Origin of the sequence: Methylorubrum sp. GM97, assembly GCF_024347855.1 — a bacterium.
Classification (GTDB): Bacteria; Pseudomonadota; Alphaproteobacteria; order Rhizobiales; family Beijerinckiaceae; genus Methylobacterium; species Methylobacterium extorquens.
Genome location: NZ_AP025942.1, coordinates 2,921,722 through 2,938,978, shown reverse-complemented (window position 1 = coordinate 2,938,978; position 17,257 = coordinate 2,921,722). Strand labels below are relative to the sequence as shown.

General features: G+C 66.9%; 10 protein-coding genes and 1 pseudogene. 4 read left to right on the top strand and 7 right to left on the bottom strand.

Going from position 1 to position 17,257, the window contains the following annotated elements:
- Positions 1–37: 37 nt before the first annotated feature.
- From MSPGM_RS13545 to MSPGM_RS13525, 5 genes and pseudogenes are all read right to left on the bottom strand, one after another.
- Positions 38–3,412, bottom strand: coding sequence for a maltotransferase domain-containing protein (locus MSPGM_RS13545; RefSeq protein WP_012753118.1), 3,375 nt, complete (start codon positions 3,410–3,412; stop codon positions 38–40).
- 137 nt (positions 3,413–3,549) lie between these two features.
- Positions 3,550–8,489, bottom strand: a pseudogene (locus MSPGM_RS13540) (malto-oligosyltrehalose synthase).
- Positions 8,486–10,291, bottom strand: a complete 1,806-nt coding sequence (gene treZ / locus MSPGM_RS13535) for a malto-oligosyltrehalose trehalohydrolase (protein ID WP_003598956.1) — start codon at positions 10,289–10,291, stop codon at positions 8,486–8,488. Before treZ ends, MSPGM_RS13540 begins: the two are co-directional and overlap by 4 nt.
- 252 nt (positions 10,292–10,543) lie before the next feature.
- On the bottom strand, positions 10,544–11,023 hold the full coding sequence (locus MSPGM_RS13530; protein ID WP_012753115.1) for a DUF2852 domain-containing protein: 480 nt from the start codon (positions 11,021–11,023) through the stop codon (positions 10,544–10,546).
- Between the two features lie 166 nt (positions 11,024–11,189).
- The gene (locus tag MSPGM_RS13525) at positions 11,190–11,816 is read right to left on the bottom strand and encodes a TetR/AcrR family transcriptional regulator (RefSeq protein WP_003598952.1); all 627 of its coding nucleotides are present in this window, start codon (positions 11,814–11,816) and stop codon (positions 11,190–11,192) included.
- A 225-nt stretch (positions 11,817–12,041) separates the two neighbouring features.
- On the opposite strand from MSPGM_RS13525, the gene zigA reads away from it, so the two are divergent.
- From zigA to speG, 3 genes are all read left to right on the top strand, one after another.
- On the top strand, positions 12,042–13,262 hold the full coding sequence (gene zigA / locus MSPGM_RS13520; RefSeq protein ID WP_003598950.1) for a zinc metallochaperone GTPase ZigA: 1,221 nt from the start codon (positions 12,042–12,044) through the stop codon (positions 13,260–13,262).
- A 118-nt stretch (positions 13,263–13,380) separates the two neighbouring features.
- Entirely contained in the window at positions 13,381–13,674 is a 294-nt protein-coding gene (locus tag MSPGM_RS13515; RefSeq protein WP_003598948.1) for a hypothetical protein, read from the top strand.
- A gap of 83 nt (positions 13,675–13,757) precedes the next feature.
- Positions 13,758–14,306: a spermidine N1-acetyltransferase gene (speG, locus tag MSPGM_RS13510; protein ID WP_003598947.1), complete on the top strand. Its 549-nt coding sequence runs from the start codon at positions 13,758–13,760 to the stop codon at positions 14,304–14,306.
- A 63-nt stretch (positions 14,307–14,369) separates the two neighbouring features.
- On the opposite strand, the gene MSPGM_RS13505 is transcribed toward speG, so the two are convergent.
- Together MSPGM_RS13505 and MSPGM_RS13500 are read right to left on the bottom strand one after the other, a co-directional pair.
- Complete coding sequence (locus MSPGM_RS13505) at positions 14,370–14,783, bottom strand: hypothetical protein (protein WP_003598945.1); 414 nt, start codon at positions 14,781–14,783, stop codon at positions 14,370–14,372.
- A gap of 113 nt (positions 14,784–14,896) precedes the next feature.
- On the bottom strand, positions 14,897–15,733 hold the full coding sequence (locus MSPGM_RS13500) for a hypothetical protein (RefSeq protein WP_003598944.1): 837 nt from the start codon (positions 15,731–15,733) through the stop codon (positions 14,897–14,899).
- Positions 15,734–16,099: 366 nt separating this feature from the next.
- Between MSPGM_RS13500 and MSPGM_RS13495 the strand changes: the two genes are divergently transcribed.
- A complete protein-coding gene (locus tag MSPGM_RS13495) occupies positions 16,100–17,134 on the top strand; it encodes an aspartate-semialdehyde dehydrogenase (protein WP_012254075.1) in 1,035 nt (344 codons plus the stop codon).
- Positions 17,135–17,257: the final 123 nt, after the last annotated feature.

Genomic DNA, 17,257 nt, shown 5'->3' with positions numbered 1-17,257 from the left:
CGAAAGTGGAGGCCGGTTCGGTGCGGGGCGCGGGCCGTCAGGCGCGCCGAGGCCGAATCCGCCAGACGATCGCCGAGCGGTCGGCCGGATCGAGGGCGATTCGGTGGTTCTTGCCGTAGAGCTCGAACTTGTAGCCCAGCAGCAGATCCTCGACCTCGACCGCCGCATCGTCGGGCAGGCCGAGCAGATGCAGCGGCACCTCGTAGGTGCATTCCTGGCGGTTCTTGGGGTCGAGGTTGACCATCACGAATACGCAGTTGTCGCGCTCCGGCGTCACCTTCGCGTAGGCGATGATGTTGTCGTTCCAGGCACCCGTGAAATGGATATTCCGGAAGTCCCAAAGCGCCGGATTGTCCCGGCGCGCCTGATTGAGCTTGATGATGTGGTCGCGGATATTGCCGGGGCGGTGATAGTCCCACGCCTTCAGCTCGTACTTTTCGGAGTCGAGATACTCTTCCTTACCCGGATACGGCGCGGCCTCGCATAGTTCGAAGCCGTTATAGATGCCGTAGATGGAGGACAGCGTCGCAGCGAGAGTCGCACGCACGATGAAGCCCGGTCGTCCGCTTGTTTGCAAGTAGTAAGGATTGATATCCGGCGTATTCGCAAAAAAATTCGGACGGTAGTACTCGCCCATCTCACCCGCCAGTTCCAGCGCGTACTCGGTCAGCTCCTGCTTCGTGTTGCGCCACGTGAAGTAGGTGTAGCTCTGCTGGTAGCCGGCCTTGGCAAGCTTCTTCATCATCTTCGGGCGGGTGAAGGCCTCGGCGAGGAAGATCGCGTCGGGATACTGCGCGTTCACCTCGCCCAGCATCCACTCCCAGAACGGAATCGGCTTGGTGTGCGGGTTGTCGACCCGGAAGATGCGCGCACCTTGGGCGCACCAGCCGAGGACGATGTCGCGCAGCTCGATCCAGAGCGAGGGCAGCGCCCCGCCATAGAAGTGGACGTTCGAGATGTCCTCGTACTTCTTGGGCGGATTCTCGGCGAATTTGAGCGTGCCGTCGGGCCGCCACTCGAACCACTCGGGATGCTGCTTGATCCAGGGGTGGTCGGGCGAGCACTGAATCGCGAAGTCGATCGCGACCTCCATGCCGTGGGCGTGGCTGGCGGCGACGAGCTGGCGGAAATCCTCCAGCGTGCCGAGTTCGGGATGCACGGCCTCGTGCCCGCCCTCCTCGGAACCCACCGCGTAGACCGAGCCGACATCACCGGGCTGCGCCTTCAGCGTGTTGTTCTTGCCCTTGCGGTTCGTCTTCCCGATCGGATGGATAGGCGTGAAATAGAGCACATCGAAGCCGAGTTCGCGGATCTCGGGCAGGCGCCGGATCACGTCCGCAAAGGTGCCATGGCGGTTCGGATCGCCCGATTGCGAGCGCGGGAAGATCTCGTACCAAGCCGAGAACCGGGCCGCGAGCCGGTCGGCGATGACGGGGATGTTCACGGGATAGCGCGAGAGGTTCACCCGCTCGGCGTTACGCCGGACCAGCGACATCGTCTCCGGTGCCAGGATCTTCTCCAGGATCACCGGCGAGCCTTCCGGCTCGGCGGCGAGCGAGCGGATCAGCCCGTCGAGCCGCTGCTTGTCGGCCCCGCTCGCCAGATCCTCGGCGATCTGGATCAGCTCGACGCCCTCGATCGTCTCCAGCCGCACGTCCACGCCAGCATCGCGCTTCTTCAGGGTGTCGCGCACCCAGGACGAGAAGCCGTCGCGCCACGCCTCGATCGTGAACTCGTAGCGGGCATTGCGCTCGAGCGGGAAGTGACCGGCCCAGCGATCGTTGTCCACGAACACCATCGGGTCGCGCCGCCACGTCTCCTCGCCCACGACGCGGGAGAGAATCGCCGCGTTGATGATCTCGTGACCGTCGGAGAAGATGTCCGCCTCGACGCGCACCTGCTCGCCGACGACGCGCTTCACCGGCGAGCGGCCGCCATCGATCTCCGGCGTCACCGCCTCGATGACGACGCGGCCCTTGCCCTGCGGCACGGTCGCGGGCGGCGGTGCGGCGACCTTCGCGCGCTCGGCCACGAGGATGCGCAACTCGCCCGGCAGCAGATCAATGCTGGCACCCGGATGGAAGGCGATCGGCTCGGCGTCGGGCGTGCGATCGTCGAACGGGCCGAGCTGGCCGCCGGTGCGCTCGATCAGGCGGCCGGCATCGACCGGGACCGGAACGTCGCCGGGATTGAACAGGAGGAGCGTCGCCGAATGCGCCGAGGCCGGGTGGCCGGTATCGGTGCGGAACAGGGCGGTGAAGGGCGCATCGGGCGCCGAGAGCCGCATCTGCGCGCCCTCGACATTGGCAGCCGGAATCGAAGCCTTCAGCGCGTTGATCGCCGTCACATAACCGGAGATGTCGATCCCCGTATCGTGCTCGCGTGAACCGGGCGTGGTCTCGACCACGTGCAGTGCGCGGCGATACCCCCACTCGTAGCCGATCGGCATCAGCACGCCGGCCGAGAAGAAGGCGGAGAGGGCGTAGCGGGTCTTCAGCCGCTGGGCGACCGCCTCCGCCCCGCCGGGGATGTCGGCGGCGAGCCGCCTCATGTCGTGGTTCTCGGGGAAGGCGATTGAGGGCGCGACCACCCGCAGCCGCTCGTACTGCTCCAGAGCCCAAGGCGCCTTGAGGTTCCACCACGCGAACGAGTTGAACAGGTAGTCGAAGCCGGCGCCAGCCGTCGCCTGCGCCTCCTCGAAAGTGCAGCCCAGCGTCTCGGCGGCGAATAGCGTGTCGGCCTCGCGCTGCTTGGCGGCCTGGATCAGCGCGCGCCAGACATCCGGCGGCACCTTGTAGGCCGCATCGCAGCGGAAGCCGCGCACACCGAGCCGTTGCAGCCGAGCGATGTAGCCGTCGAAGATGCGGATCAGCTCACCCCGAGCATGCTCGGCATGGTAGTCGAGTTCGATCAGGTCGCCCCAGACCGTACGCTTCGTCGGATCGTCGGGATCGATCGCCGCCGGGCTCACCGGGTTACCCTCGGCGTCGCGCACGAACAGGTCCGGCCGGTCGTGGAACAGGCGCGCGTTGTCGGCGGTGTGATTGATGACGAGGTCGCTCATCACCGACACGCCGTGCGACTCGGCAGCCCGGCAGAACCGCGTGATCTGCTCGTCGTCCGACGTGCCGTCACCGTCACGAAACCGCTCGTCGAGCGCGTCGAGATCGGCCACCGCATAGAGGCTGCGCGAGCCGCCGGTCTGGTGAAACGGGTTGAGATAGACCCAATTGAAGCCGAGCTCGGCGATGCGCGGCAGTTCCGCGGCCCATTGCGAGACGGTCCCGACGAGGAGCGGGAACAGGTTGTAGATGCGCGGACCCTCCGCGCGGGGTGCGAAGGCAGCCGGAAGGGCCACCGTCTCCGAGCCGGTCCGGGTCGCGGGCGTCATCGCGGTGTTCGGTGCGTTCATGGATCGCCTCCGTCTTGTCGCTTCTCGCCAAGCGCGTTCTGATGAATCGAGGCCGTGGTCAGGCATTGACGAAACGCCGACCGACCAAGCTTGCTCACCGCCCAAGGGACAGTGAGCCGATGTTTCGTGCGGCCGCCTCAGGCAGCCCGCCGCAACACCAGATAGGGCAGTTTCGCGAAGTGCCGACCGAGGTCGAGCCCGTCGCCCTCCGCCGTGATCTCGCCGCCGCCGACCACGTCCACCCACCGGCTGCCGGCCGGTACGGGGAGGACGGTTCCGGCGAAGGCTTCGCTGGACCAACCCGATTCGGACGTCATCCGTGCGACGAGCCGCGGCACGGCGACCAAGAGATCGTCCTCACCCGAGGTGACGGCCGAGCGGGTAAACGCGATGACGTGATCCGCACGCGCACCTTCGGCCGGGAGCGGACGGTAATCCGCATCGGCGTAGAAGGCCGGGCGCGCCGCCCGGTCGGCGAGCAACCGCGCCAACGTCGCCTGTTTCACGCGTCCGTCCTGCCAGGAACCGATCAACGCGTCCGGCGTGCCGCCGGCCTCCAGCGCCCGGGCCCGTTCCGCGTAATCGACAGGCCGACGGTTGTCGGGATCGACGAACGAGAAGTCCCAGAACTCGGTACCCTGATACGTGTCCGGAATGCCGGGAAGGGTGCATTTGAGAACCGTACGCCCGAGTCCCGCGATCATGCCGAGGAAGGCAAGGCGACGGACGAGCGGCCGGAGTCGCTCCATGCAATCCGAGCCGGGCACGACCAGGGCCGCAAAGAGCGCGTGGACGGCGCTCTCGTAACCCTCGTCCACATTGACCCAGCTCGACCGGCGCTTGCTCTCGCGCAGAGCCTTCTCGGCATAGGCATCGAGGCGCTTGCGGAAGTCTTCGATCGCGCCCGGGTCGTCGCCGTCCAGAAGCTCGAGCGGCCACGCGCCGAGAATCGCCTGGAGGAACATCCACTGGTCGTTCGGGTCCGGTGCCGGCTCGCCTTCGACCTGCTTGATCAGCGGCTCGGAGGCGCGGCGCCACGTGTCCCAGGCGCGGGCCCATTCCTCCGGCAGCTCGGAGAGGGCGAGCTGGCGCGTGCGGGCATCCTCGCCGCGCTTGGTGTCGTGGGTGGCCGTGGTGATCATCGCGTTCTGCCAGTCGCGGGCGCGCGCCGCCTGAAGCGCGTGGAAGTGCTCCGCGTCGAGGCCGTACTCGCCGGGATCGCCGCCGACCTCGTTGAGGCCGAGCAGTTCGACGAAGCGATAGAACAACGTGTCTTCCAGGCTCTTGGCCATCACCGGGCCAGTGAGCTGCTGGAACCGGCGACGGAAGCGCAGGACCACCTGCTGGTCCGGGTGACCGGCAGAGCCGAGATCGGTCCGGCCGAGCAGGGCATCGGCAGCAAAGTCGTGCACCGAACGATCCGGTAGCGCGCTCCAGCGCTTGGCCTTGCGCACGGCGCCCTCGATCAGTCGCACATCCTCGGCCTCGATCTCGGTCTCGTCGAGATCACCGGGCAAGTAGGAGCGATAGACGGGGAAGCGCGCCACGATCTCGATCAGCGCCCGACGGATCGCGTTTGTTGAGAAGTCGCGGGTGCGCCGGTCGGAATCGGCAATTTGCTTGAGGTCGCCGGTCATCACTTCGAGTTCCGAGGCGAAGCTGATCTCCAGAATCTCCGCCTTGGCCGCGCGGAACTGGAAGCCGTAGGGCGTGTCCATATCGGTGGCCCACCGATAGAACTTCTCGATGCGCGGCTTCAGGGCCCGATCGACCAGGATGCCGTCGAGCTGATTCAGCACGTCGTAGCCGGTGGTGCCGGCGACCGGCCAGTCGCGCAGCTTCTCGCCGGGCTCCAGGATCTTCTCGACGACGATGTAGAAGCCGGGACCGACTGCGGCCTGGAGCGCACGGGCGTAACCCAGCGGATCGGCCAGCCCGTCGATGTGGTCGATGCGCAATCCGTCGATCCGGCCCTCGCCGATAAGGCGGAACAGCAGATCGTGCGAGCGGACGAACACGTCCGACAGCTCGACGCGCAGGCCGGCCAGCGAGTTCACGTCGAAAAAGCGGCGGTAGTTGATGTCGCTCGACGCGATCCGCCAATGGGCGAGCCGGTAGGATTGCTGTTCGAGCAGCCGGTGGAGCGGCCCGAAGCTGTCGGGATAGTCCCGGTTGCCGTTGAGGAGATGCAGCGCCCGGTAGATCGAGGCGGCGATCTGCGGCGAGGCCCGCACGGTGCCGGCAAGCTGACGCTTCAGTTCCTCGGCGGCCTCCGGCATGGCGCGGCGGCGCTCGAGATTGGTCTCCTCACCCATGGCCCGCAGGCGCTCGGTGATCGCCAGAACCTCCGCCGACATGTCGTCGCCGATCTCGCCGAGCGCCGCGAGCGCCCGGTTGAGGATCGTCGGGTATTGCAGCGGGCAGATCGGGAATTGATGCTCGTAGTGCCAGACGCTGAAGGCGCCGGCCGCCTCGTCGAATTTCAGCTCCAGCGTGCCCTTCTCCAGAGCCTCGCCGTAACGCTCGCCGAGGAAGGGGATGACGAGCTTGCCGTTGGCGCCGAGCCGCTCCCAATCGATATCGAAGGCATTGGCCGCGGGCGAGAGACCGCCCCATTCGAGCACCGAGAGCCACCACGGATTGTCGGCGCCGCCCACACCCATGTGGTTGGGCACGATGTCGAGGAGCAGCTTCAGGCCATGGGCGTGGAGCGCATCGGTGAAGCTGCGGAAGCCCTCCTCACCGCCGATCTCCGGATTGATCTGGGAATGATCGACGATGTCGTAGCCGTGGGTCGAGCCCGGCCGCGCCCGCTGCAGCGGCGACGCGTAGACGTGGCTGATGCCGAGCTTCTGCAGATAAGGGACCGTCTTCTCCGCATCGGCGAAGGTGAAGCCCTCGTGGAACTGGAGGCGGTAGGTCGCCCGCGGCGGAGCCGAAGCGAGGCGAGCGGCGCCCGAGCGCGGTCCCCGCTCCTCAGCCGACAGCGCGGCGGCGAGCTTGGCAAGCGGCCCGCCGGGGGCGGCGATGGCTTCGAGGTTGCGGTCGAGCTTGCGCCGCCAGTTCGGATAGCCCTCGGTCGAACCGGGCACGTTGGCCTGCGACAGTTCGCCGACGACGTCTTCATACTGCACGGCGGTCAGGATCGACGGCGCGCGGGCGAGATAGCGGGCCGCTGCCTCGAGCGGTGCGTGTTCCGGCGGCTCGGAGCTCGGCAGGAGCTGCTGGGCCGCCAGCGCCTCCGACAGACGCCAGCGCTCGGCGACGCGCTCGGTGCGTTCGGCCTCGGCGCGCTCGGCGTCGTAGAGGCCCAGCGACTGTCGGGTGTCGGTATCGACGCCGCGCCACCAGCCGACGAAGGTCGGCAGGTCATGGGTGGTGATCGCGGTCAGCGCATCCTTCGGATAGGCCTCGGGGCCTTGAAGGCACCGCCCTGCTCCCGCTCGAAGGCCAGGATACGGTAGCTGAGGATGCCGGACTGCATCAGCGCATCGGAGAAGCCCTCCGGCGCGGTGCCAAGATCCTCGGCGATGACGAGGCACTTGGCGCGGTGGCTCTCGAGCCGCAGCACGGCGAGCATCGGCTCGAACGGCATCGCGACATACGCACCCTCGCGGGCCGACCGCCCGAGCGGGATCAGGAACAGGCGCGCAAGCTGAAACGCGTGGTCGATGCGGATCGCGCCGGCATGGCGCATGTTCGCTCTCACCAGGGCCCGGAAGGCTTTCAGGCCGTCGCGCTCCATCTCGAGCGGATCGAAGGCCGGCAGGCCCCAATCCTGGCCTTTGGGGGCGAGCAGATCCGGCGGCGCGCCGATGGAGACGCCGTTGGCGAAGCGCTCGGGATGCGACCAGATCTCCGAGCCGCCCCGGTCCGCGCCGACCGCCAGATCGCGATAGAGGCCGAGCCGCATGCCGGCGGCCAGCGCCATCTCGGACGAGGCTTTGAGCTGAGTATCGGCGAGGTATTGCAAGAAGATGTGATAGCGGATGCGGTCCGCATGCGTCTCGGAGAAGGCCCGCACGGCATCGGTACCGGCGCGGCGGTACTCTTCCGGCCAATCGCCGAGCCAGTGCGCGCCCTTGGTCCGGAAATGTTCGGAGAGCGCGTCGAAGGTGGCGTGCGACGTGAGGTTCTCGCCGCCTTCCTCGCGGAACGCCGCGAAGCCGGCATCCTTGCCGGTTCGGGCGTCGGAATCCTCCCAATAGGCTTCGAGGATGGGCGAGAGAACCTCCCAGACGCCGGCATGATCGACGAGGGAGATGTCTCGCAGCGTCTCGATGCGGGCGCGGTGGCTTTCCAAGATCTCGGCAGCGCGGCTTCCAGCGAAGCCCGGTAGCGCGCCCGGTTCGATGTAGAGGGTTTCGAGGAAGAGGCGCGAGGACGGCGAATAGGGGGAGATCTTCGCCCGGTCGGTGGGGAACAGGGCGTGGGCAGGGCTGAGCCCGAGGAACGAGGCGCCGCGCAAAGCCGCATCACGGGCGGCACGGCCGGCATCCGCGTAGGTGCCGATGCCGAGGTTGCTCGGCGAGCGCAGCCCGTAGAGCTGGGCGGCGAGACCCCAATCGCGGGCGCCGTCCTCGGCATAGGCACGCGGGCGCCAGCAGCGCTGCGGTGCGGAGACGATCCAGGCCTGGGCCCGGCTGTCGCCCACCGTCACGGTGAGCCGGTGATAGCCCGGCGTCAGCGGCGGCAGGTCGAACCCGGTGCCGTCTTCCGACGCAGTCAAGGTGGCCCGTCCCTCCCGGGAGCGCTCGTGCTCATCCACCAGCCGCCACGCCACGGCGCCGGAGGTCACGCCCATCCGCACCGGCACGCGCACGCCGCGCCGTGCCTCGGCCGCCAGAAGCGGCGGGATCACGTTGGCGCGCACCGCTTCGACCGCGTCGAGGCTGCGGCGGATCGCTTCGTCACCCGCCGCCGCGAATCCGAGGGCTTCGAGCATGCCGCGGCGCACATCGAGCGGCGTATCGACCCGCTTCCCGAAAGCATCGGTGAAGCCGTCGGCGATGCCGACGAGGTCGGCGAGGCGTTCGAGATCACTCACGTTCGAGGCACTCACGTCAGAGAGATTCACTTGGTGCCACCGATCAGGAAGACGCCCGTCCAGGACGGCAGCTCCATCGCCTGTCGGACAGCCCCGCTCGACCAGATCACCTGGCCGCCATCGGCACTCGCCGAGAACTCCGCGTCGCCGACATTCGCGATGAAGCGCAGCCAGCCGTCCGCGTAGCGCCAGGTACAATCCACGACACCCGGCGCCGGGATCTTGGCGTCGGCCCCGAGGTAGCGGCTCTTGGTGAGGGGCACCACGCTCTGCCGGCGGATCTGGAGGATGTTGCGCGTGTCGGCCCAGATGGCGCGATGCGGCTCGGTCTCGGCCTCGTCCCAATCGATCTTCGAATCCTCGAAGGTTCGCGCCTCTGTCGGATCGGGGATCACCGAGGTGTCATCAGCGAAGGCGGCAAAGCTCTTGAACTCGCGGCGGCGACCCTCACGCACCGCCTTGTTCAATTCCTCGTCGGGCGCGAAATCCACGAAGAACAGGAAGGGCGCGGAAGCCGACCATTCCTCGCCCATCCAAAGCATCGGAATCTGCGGCGCGAGCAGCAGCCCGGCGCGGGCGAGCGCCAGCTTCTTGGGGTCGGCGAGATGGTTCAGGCGTTCGCCGAGCGCGCGGTTGCCGACCTGATCGTGGTTCTGAAGGAAGGTGACGAAAGCCGAGGGCGGCAGATGCGCCGAGGGCTCGCCGCGCGGATGGTTGTCGAGGGTCGGGAAGGGCTCGCCCTGGTAGGCGAAACCCTCTGCAAGGCAGCGGGCCAGGTGCTCCACCGGCTTGTCGGCGAAGCTCTCGTAGTAGCCGGCATCCTCGCCGGTCAGAAGAACGTGCCAGCAATGATGCAGGTCGTCCGCCCATTGCGCCGTGTGAAGCACAGGAGACGCGCTGTTGTCGCGCTCCAGCCAGCGGGCCTGATTGGCCTCGTTCTCCAAGATCAGATGGACGTGCCGATCCGGTAGGGTCTTGCGGATCGTCTCGCCGAGTTCCGTCAGGAAATGCTTCTCGGAATCGTCGAGGATCGCGTGCACCGCGTCGAAGCGGATGCCGTCGAAATGGTATTCCTTCAGCCAGTAGAGCGCGTTCTCGATGAAGTAGTCGCGCACGACCGGGCCCGACTCCTTGCCGTCGAAATTGATTCCGGCGCCCCACGGCGTCTGGTGACGCTCGGTGAAGAAGGTCTTGGCGTAGGCGTGCAGGTAGTTTCCGGCCGGGCCGAAGTGATTGTAGACGCAATCGATCAGCACCATCAGGCCCTTGGAATGGGCGGTGTCGATCAGGCGCTTGAGGTCGTCCGGGCGGCCATAAGCCGAGTCCGGGGCGTAGGGCAGCACGCCGTCATAGCCCCAGTTGCGCGTTCCCTTGAAGTCGGCGAGCGGCAGCAACTCGATCGCCGTGACGCCGAGATCGACCAGATCGTCGAGGCGTTTCTCCAGCCCGGCATAAGTCCCCTCGGGCGTGGCCGTGCCGACATGCACCTCGTAGACGATCGCCTCTTCCCAGGGCCGTCCCGTCCACTCTTGGTCGGACCACGCATAAGCGTTGGGGTCGATCACCTCGGACGGTGCGGAAACGTCCTCGGGCTGGAAACGGGAGGCCGGGTCCGGCACCACGAGGTCGCCATCGATGCGGAAGCCATAGCGCGCACCGGCCTTCACCCCCGGCAGCGTCGTGCGGCGCCAGCCCTCGCCGACATCGGGGATCGGATGGTCCGTCCCGTCGACAACAAGGGTCACGTCCTTGGCGGTCGGTGCCCAGAGGGCGAACCGCACACCGTCCTCGGCAAACTCGCTGCCGAATCGCATCGTATGGGCACGCCGCATCAGGCCACCGGTCTCCGCTGGGAAAAGGAATCGATCGTCGTTCTGGCTGGCGGGCGTTTCCTGTGTCTCACAAGGCGCCCGGCCAACGCTTGTTCCCCCTCGTCGCAGTTATGGCGGGTTCGAGCGGAGACAACCGCCCGGTGTGACGGATTTGCTGCAGCGCACGCTCTTTGTTGTCCAACGCACAAAGGGCCCCCGCCTGCCGGCGGGGGGCCCTTCACTGGAGCAGCGATCGGTCGAGAAGCGGAAGGATCAGGCTTCGATGGTCGGGCCACCGCCCTCGGAGCGGCGCTTGGCCATGAAGGCGTCGAACTGCTCGCGGTCTTTCGCCCGCTTCAGCTCCTCGACAAAGTCGGTAAAGGCGCGGCTCTCTTCCTGAAGCGCACGGCGACGTGCTTCTAGGCGCTCAAGTTCGGCCCGACGATACTCCTCGAAGGCCCAGTTGCCGGATGTGGCGCTGGTGCCGGAACACCCCTTCGCCGCCGCGAAAGCGCGGGCGAAGCGCGACCGGCCCTCACCGCCCGCGAAGTTGAAGCTGCCGCTGTTGGCGAACTCCTTCATCTGGCTGAAGGCGGGATAGCCCGCGATCTTCCAGGCGACGTAAGCGGCGGCGACTGGCCACCAATAGATGAACGCGACAACGATCGCGCCGATTTCGAGGGAACGCTTGGGAAAAGGACCGCTGCGGTGAGACGCGCCGCAGGACCAGGGAGAGGTGGAGGACGTGTTCACGGCTGAGGACTCCGGGGTGTGAATGTGAACAACATTTACATGCGGACCCGCCTCGACCGTTTCAAGGGTCCGGCCCCAAACAGCACGGCCATCGATTGCGAGCGATCAACCTGGATTTTGCCGGCCTCGGGCGTAGGCCCTGATTCGGCGGCGCGAAAGCCTTGCGCTAACCTTTGTCCTTCGCCCGCCCACCGGCGCCGTGGACCAGCGCGAGAACGCCCGCGCGCAGCAATTCGTACTTGTCCGGCCCGGGCTTCGGCAGTTGGCTGGCAGCCGACAGCGTGGCGATCCCGTGCGAGAGCGCCCAGACCTCAAGTGCGAGGAAGCGTGGGTCGACGCCGTCGAAACCGTCGGGGAAGGTCGTGCGGAGAGCTTCGACCAGAAGATTGAACGGATTCGGCCGCTCAGGAGCAGGCGCCGGGGCTGCCTGACCGCGCACTTCGAAGATCGCCGCGTAGTAGCCCGGCTCTTCCTCGGCGAAGGCGAGATAGGCCTCACCCATGCGTGTGAAGCGCTCCAGCGGCGTGCCACGGCCCGCCAGCGCCCGGGCCAGCCGGTCGGCGAGGTCGGCGAAGCCGCGGCCCGCCACTTCCTCCAACAGGGCCTCGCGCCCGCGGAAATGGCGATAGAGCGCCGCGGGCGTCACCCCGACCAAGCGAGCGGCATCGACCAGCGTGAAGCCACCGATGCCCCGCTCGGCGATGAAGCGGCGCGCGGCCTCGATCAACGCCTCTTTGAGGTTGCCGTGATGGTAGCTGCGCCGGTCGCCCGGTCCCTCGCGCCAGGGTCGCACCCGTTCACCCTCCTTCGTGCAAACCGAATGCGTGCGGTTGCAACCGATGAAACACCGCATTGGTCCCGCGGCGCGAGCGCGGTGCGTCCGCCTCGGTGCCGCCCCGGCCTTTTCTCCCGAGACGGTCCATGAGTCGACCGTCTTTTCCGCTCATCCGACTTGACGGCTCGACGCGCTTGCAATGTTATAAAGTAACGTTTTGAGCCTCGCCTTCGCGGATGAATCATGTCTGAGACCCCCTCTCGCCTCCCCGTCACCGTGCTGTCGGGCTTCCTCGGTGCCGGCAAGACGACTTTGCTCAATCACGTTCTCAACAATCGCGAGGGTCGGCGCGTCGCGGTGATCGTCAACGATATGAGCGAGGTGAATATCGATGCCGACCTCGTTCGTGGCGGTGGGGCGGATCTGTCGCGCACGGACGAGCGGCTCGTGGAGATGACCAACGGCTGCATCTGCTGCACCCTGCGCGATGACCTTCTGGCCGAGGTTCGCCGCCTCGCCGCCGAGGGCCGCTTCGACTACCTGCTAATCGAAGGCACGGGCATCGCCGAGCCGCTGCCGGTGGCGAGCACCTTCTCCTTCCGCGACGAGGCCGGTGAAGCGCTCAGCGACGTGGCGCGGCTCGACACGATGGTGACCGTGGTCGATGCCGTGAACCTCCTGAAGGATTACGGCTCAAACGACTTCCTGCGCCAGCGCGGCGAGACCGCGGGCGCCGACGACACCCGCACCCTGGTCGATCTGCTGGTGGAGCAGATCGAGTCTGCCGACGTCGTCGTAATCAACAAGGCGCGCGACGTCTCGCCGAGTCATCTCGACCTCGTGCGCTCGGTGGTGCGGGGGCTCAACGCGGATGCGCGCATTGTCGAGGCATCCCACGGCCAAGTGCCGCCAGACACTATCCTCGATACCGGGCTGTTCGACGAGGAAAAGGCGCAGGAGCACCCGCTCTGGTTCAAGGAACTCTATGGCGCCCACGAGCATGTGCCGGAGACCGAGGAATACGGCATCAGTTCCTTCGTCTACCGGGCGCGCCGGCCGCTCGATCCGCAGAAATTCCAGGCGTTCGCCAACACGACCTGGCCGGGGCTGATCCGGGCGAAGGGTCATTTCTGGCTCGCGACCCGGCCGGAATGGGTCGGTGAATTTTCGCTGGCCGGTGCCGTCGCCCATATCGGCGCAATGGGGTTCTGGTGGGCAGCGGTGCCGCGCCAGCGCTGGCCGGAGGAAGAGGTTTTCCGCGAGCGCCTTCACACGGTCTGGAGCGAGGTCTGGGGTGACCGGCGCCAGGAACTCGTCTTCATTGGCCGGGGCATGGACCGGGACGCGATCACCGATGCGCTCGATGCCTGCCTCGTCGGTCCGGCGGAGGTTCGGCGCTTCGATGCAGAGGCCTATCGGGACCTGCCCGATCCTTTCCCGGCCTGGCGCAGGGCGGCGGCCTAAAGCCGTATCCGACCTGATTGCATCAGGCCGGTGTCTCTAGGCCATTGTTGTGACGCGCTTTCTTTAGCCGAACCGGCGTCCACTTCGGCGGAAAGCGCTCTAAGCGGAGGAGCGCGCAATGGGCTTCATCAGCCTGAAAGATTGGCGTGCCCGCTCGGCCGGGCTGGCGCAGGCGGCCTCGCGCGCCAAGGCTTTGCTTCACCCGGCCTTCGGCTTGAGCGAAGCGGACGCGCTGTCGGTCAACGAAATCGCCTGCCCCGATCCCGGCTGCCCGGATGTCGAGACGGTGGTTCTGGTGATGCGGGCCGGCGAGCCGACCCGGGCCTTGCGCTTCCGGGGGCCGCTCGATGACCTGGACGAGGCCGCTGCCCGCGCCCTGGCCCTCGAGGAAGCCGGGCTTCGCGCGCTGTAAAGCCGGCTTTCATCATTCCGTCTTGGTCGGCGTGGGAGTAGGCCAGGGGCCAAAACCGATTCCGCCCTGGCCCGAGTCCGGACATGAGTATCAAGCTACGACCGCTGGAGCGCGAAGACCTCCTCTTCGTGCATCAGCTCAACAACAATGACAGCATCATGCGCTATTGGTTCGAGGAGGCTTACGAGTCCTTCGCCGAACTGGCGCAGCTCTACGAGCGCAACATCCACAATCAGACCGAGCGGCGCTTCATCATCGCGACGGAGCGTGGCGAGCCCGCGGGCATGGTCGAGTTGGTGGAGATCAACCATCTGCACCGCCGCTGTGAGTTCCAGATCGCGATCCACCCCGACCATCAGGGGAAGGGCTACGCCAAGCGCGCGACCCGCATCGCCATCGACTACGCGTTCAAGGTGCTCAACATCCACAAGCTCTACCTGCATGTGGACAAGGACAACAAACGCGCGGCCGGCATCTATGAAAGCTGCGGCTTCCGCCCAGAGGGCATTCTCAGGGACGAGTTCTTCGTCAACGGCCGCTACCGCGATGCGGTGCGCATGTGCCTGTTTCAGCCCCATTATCTGGCCGAACGTGGCGCGGGTGACGTCGCAGAGCCGGTGCTCAAGACCTGACGCCCTCGAAACAAAAACGGGCCCCGAAGGGCCCGCTCCATCCGTCGCTCAGACGTGTAATTCTTACCGGTACGGGTTGCCGTAGCGCGCCACGTAGGAAGTTGGGTCGATCGCGTCGACGGCCGAGAAATCGACATTGCGGATCGCCGTCGAGCGCGCGCCGATGAACGGGCCGTTGGTGATCGGATCGGGCAGCACACCACGACCGTAACGGTCGGTCGGGCCGTAGGGCGGCAGAAGTGCGTTCGAGGCGGCGATGAAGGCCGGGTTGGTCGCCGGGTTCGCCACCGAGCCGTTGCCGGGCTCGACCACATTGCCGGCATCGAGCCAGGAGCGCGGACGGATGCGGATCGGCAGCGGCTGGCTCACACGAACGTAGCCGGGGTTACCGTAGGGGCCCTGGGCCTCAGCGCTGGTTCCGAAGCCGATCGCGGTGAGGGTCATGGCGCCCAACAGGGCGAGCTTGGAAAAGCGCATGGCGTACCTTGTCGTGTGAGAGCCTACGGTACGGGCCGTTCGTTAAGAATCCCGCTTGTTGCAGAGTAGACGTTCTGGCGTGGCCGTTGTTCCGCGAATATGGCCGCGCTTCATCATTTTCGCCGCGTTTTTGCCGTATTGTTTTTCGTTGGCGCCTCGGCGACGGCGATCGAGCCGGTGCTATCGCCCGGCACTGCGGCGGCCTCTTCGATCCGGCAGGCGCTCGCACCGGTGAGGGCATCGGCGCCGAGCGCCGCCGTCACACGGCCGGCCAGCGTGATCCGGTCGATGGCGCAGGCGACGGAGCGGGGTTCCGGCGCCTGCCCGAGGATGCCGCACAACCAGCCGTCGATCGCCACCGCCTTCAGGTCGAGGCTGCGAAAGCCGGTGCAACTGCGTTTGCCTGCCGCCGACAGCGTGGCCTCGACGGTCTCGAAGCTGCCGAGGGTGGTCGCGACGATGCCGCGCTCTCCGGTGCGGATGACGGAGAGGCCGCGCCCGTCGGCTGCCCGGCGCACCAGCGTCACGAACAGGCTGGCGCCCGGCTCGGCTCGGCCGCCCGCATCGGTGGCTGTGAGGAGGAGGTACGGCGCCTCGATCATGTCGAACGCGCCCTGGCTCACGCTGTCCTCACGCTGTCCGTTGCCGGAATTCCACCGCGTCGGTCCGGGCTGGGGCGGCAACTCGGCCGCGTCGTCCCGCAACGTCAGCAGCGGCTCCGTCGCGGCCATCGCCCGGCGCGCGCCCTCGGCGGCTCGCGGCGGTTCGCTCCAAGACTGCGGCGGCTCGGGTGCCACGGCCCGATCGCGGGCGACCAGGGAGAGCCCAGCGATCAGGGCCGCGCTGGCCGCGAGCTTGGCCGCCAGCCGCAGGTGGCCGAGGGGACGGGGACGGGGCAGATCCTGGAAATCGTCGGATCTGTCGAAGGCGTCGTCCGGATGGGGGAGCATGCGCAGGCCTTTATCGGGTCCGCGGGGCCGTAAAGGCCCTCGCCGTTGCCCGATCTCTGCCCCGGCGCCCGCCACCAGCGGGTTGAGGAAACACGGCCTGTCCTCGGATTCCTCGTTCGATGGTGAATGCCGGGTTGCCGCGCGCACCATCCTGTCACGTCTGCGCAGCGACCGCCGGCAGGTGCCCCTTGACAGGGGAGCACGGCGGGCATCTTGCTCCGGGTGCTTTGAGAGCCCACCTCGACAAACCGGGGCGGGTTCTTCAGCCTATGGAATCTTCCCGAACCTAGGCCCGAGCGGTGCGTCCGCCGGCTACGGGAAGAGGCGGTCCGGTGACATCCGGCCCGCGCAGCGGAGTTTGGTGAGATGGGTTACAAGGTCGCCGTCGTCGGAGCCACGGGCAATGTGGGCCGCGAGATTCTCGACATCCTGGCCGAGCGCGCCTTCCCGGCCGACGAGGTCGTGGCGCTGGCCTCCAGCCGGAGCCTGGGCCAGGAAGTCTCTTTCGGCGACAAGATTCTCAAGGTCAAAACGCTCGACACCTACGACTTCTCCGACACCGACATCTGCCTGATGTCGGCCGGCGGCGAGACGTCGAAGGAGTGGAGCCCGCGCATCGGCAGCCAAGGCTGCGTGGTGATCGATAATTCGTCGGCCTTTCGCTACGACGCCGACGTGCCGCTGATTGTGCCGGAGGTGAATGCCGACGCGGTCGTGGGCTTCTCCAAGCGCAACATCATCGCCAACCCGAACTGCTCGACCGCACAGCTCGTCGTCGCGCTCAAGCCGCTCCACGAGGCGGCCACCATCAAGCGCGTCGTGGTCTCGACCTATCAGTCCGTTTCCGGCGCCGGGAAGGAGGCGATGGACGAGCTGTTCAGCCAGACCCGCGCTGTCTTCACCGCCGGCGAGGTGGTGACGAAGAAGTTCACCAAGCGGATCGCCTTCAACGTCATCCCCCACATCGATGTGTTCATGGAGGATGGCTACACGAAGGAAGAGTGGAAGATGGTCGCCGAGACCAAGAAGATGCTCGATCCCAAGATCAAGCTCACGGCGACCGCGGTGCGGGTGCCGGTCTTCATCGGTCATGCCGAGGCGGTCAATGTCGAGTTCGAGCGCCCGATCTCGCCGGAGCAGGCGACCGAGATCCTGCGTGCGGCGCCGGGCGTGCTCGTGATCGATAAGCGCGAGAACGGCGGCTACATGACCCCGCACGAGGCGGCGGGCGAGGATGCGACCTACATCTCCCGCATCCGCGAGGACGCCACGGTCGAGAACGGCCTGAACTTCTGGTGCGTCTCGGACAACCTGCGCAAGGGCGCGGCCCTCAACGCGGTGCAGATCGCCGAGGTGCTGGTGAACCGTAAGCTGCTGAACAAGGCCAAGCAGGCCGCCTAGCCTTTCACGGCCCTGACCATATCGAAACGCCGTCCCTGACCGGGGCGGCGTTTTCGTTTGGGCGATCGTCCGAAGCAGGAGCACGATCCACGACGGTGAGTGCGTCGTTTTATAACATATGTT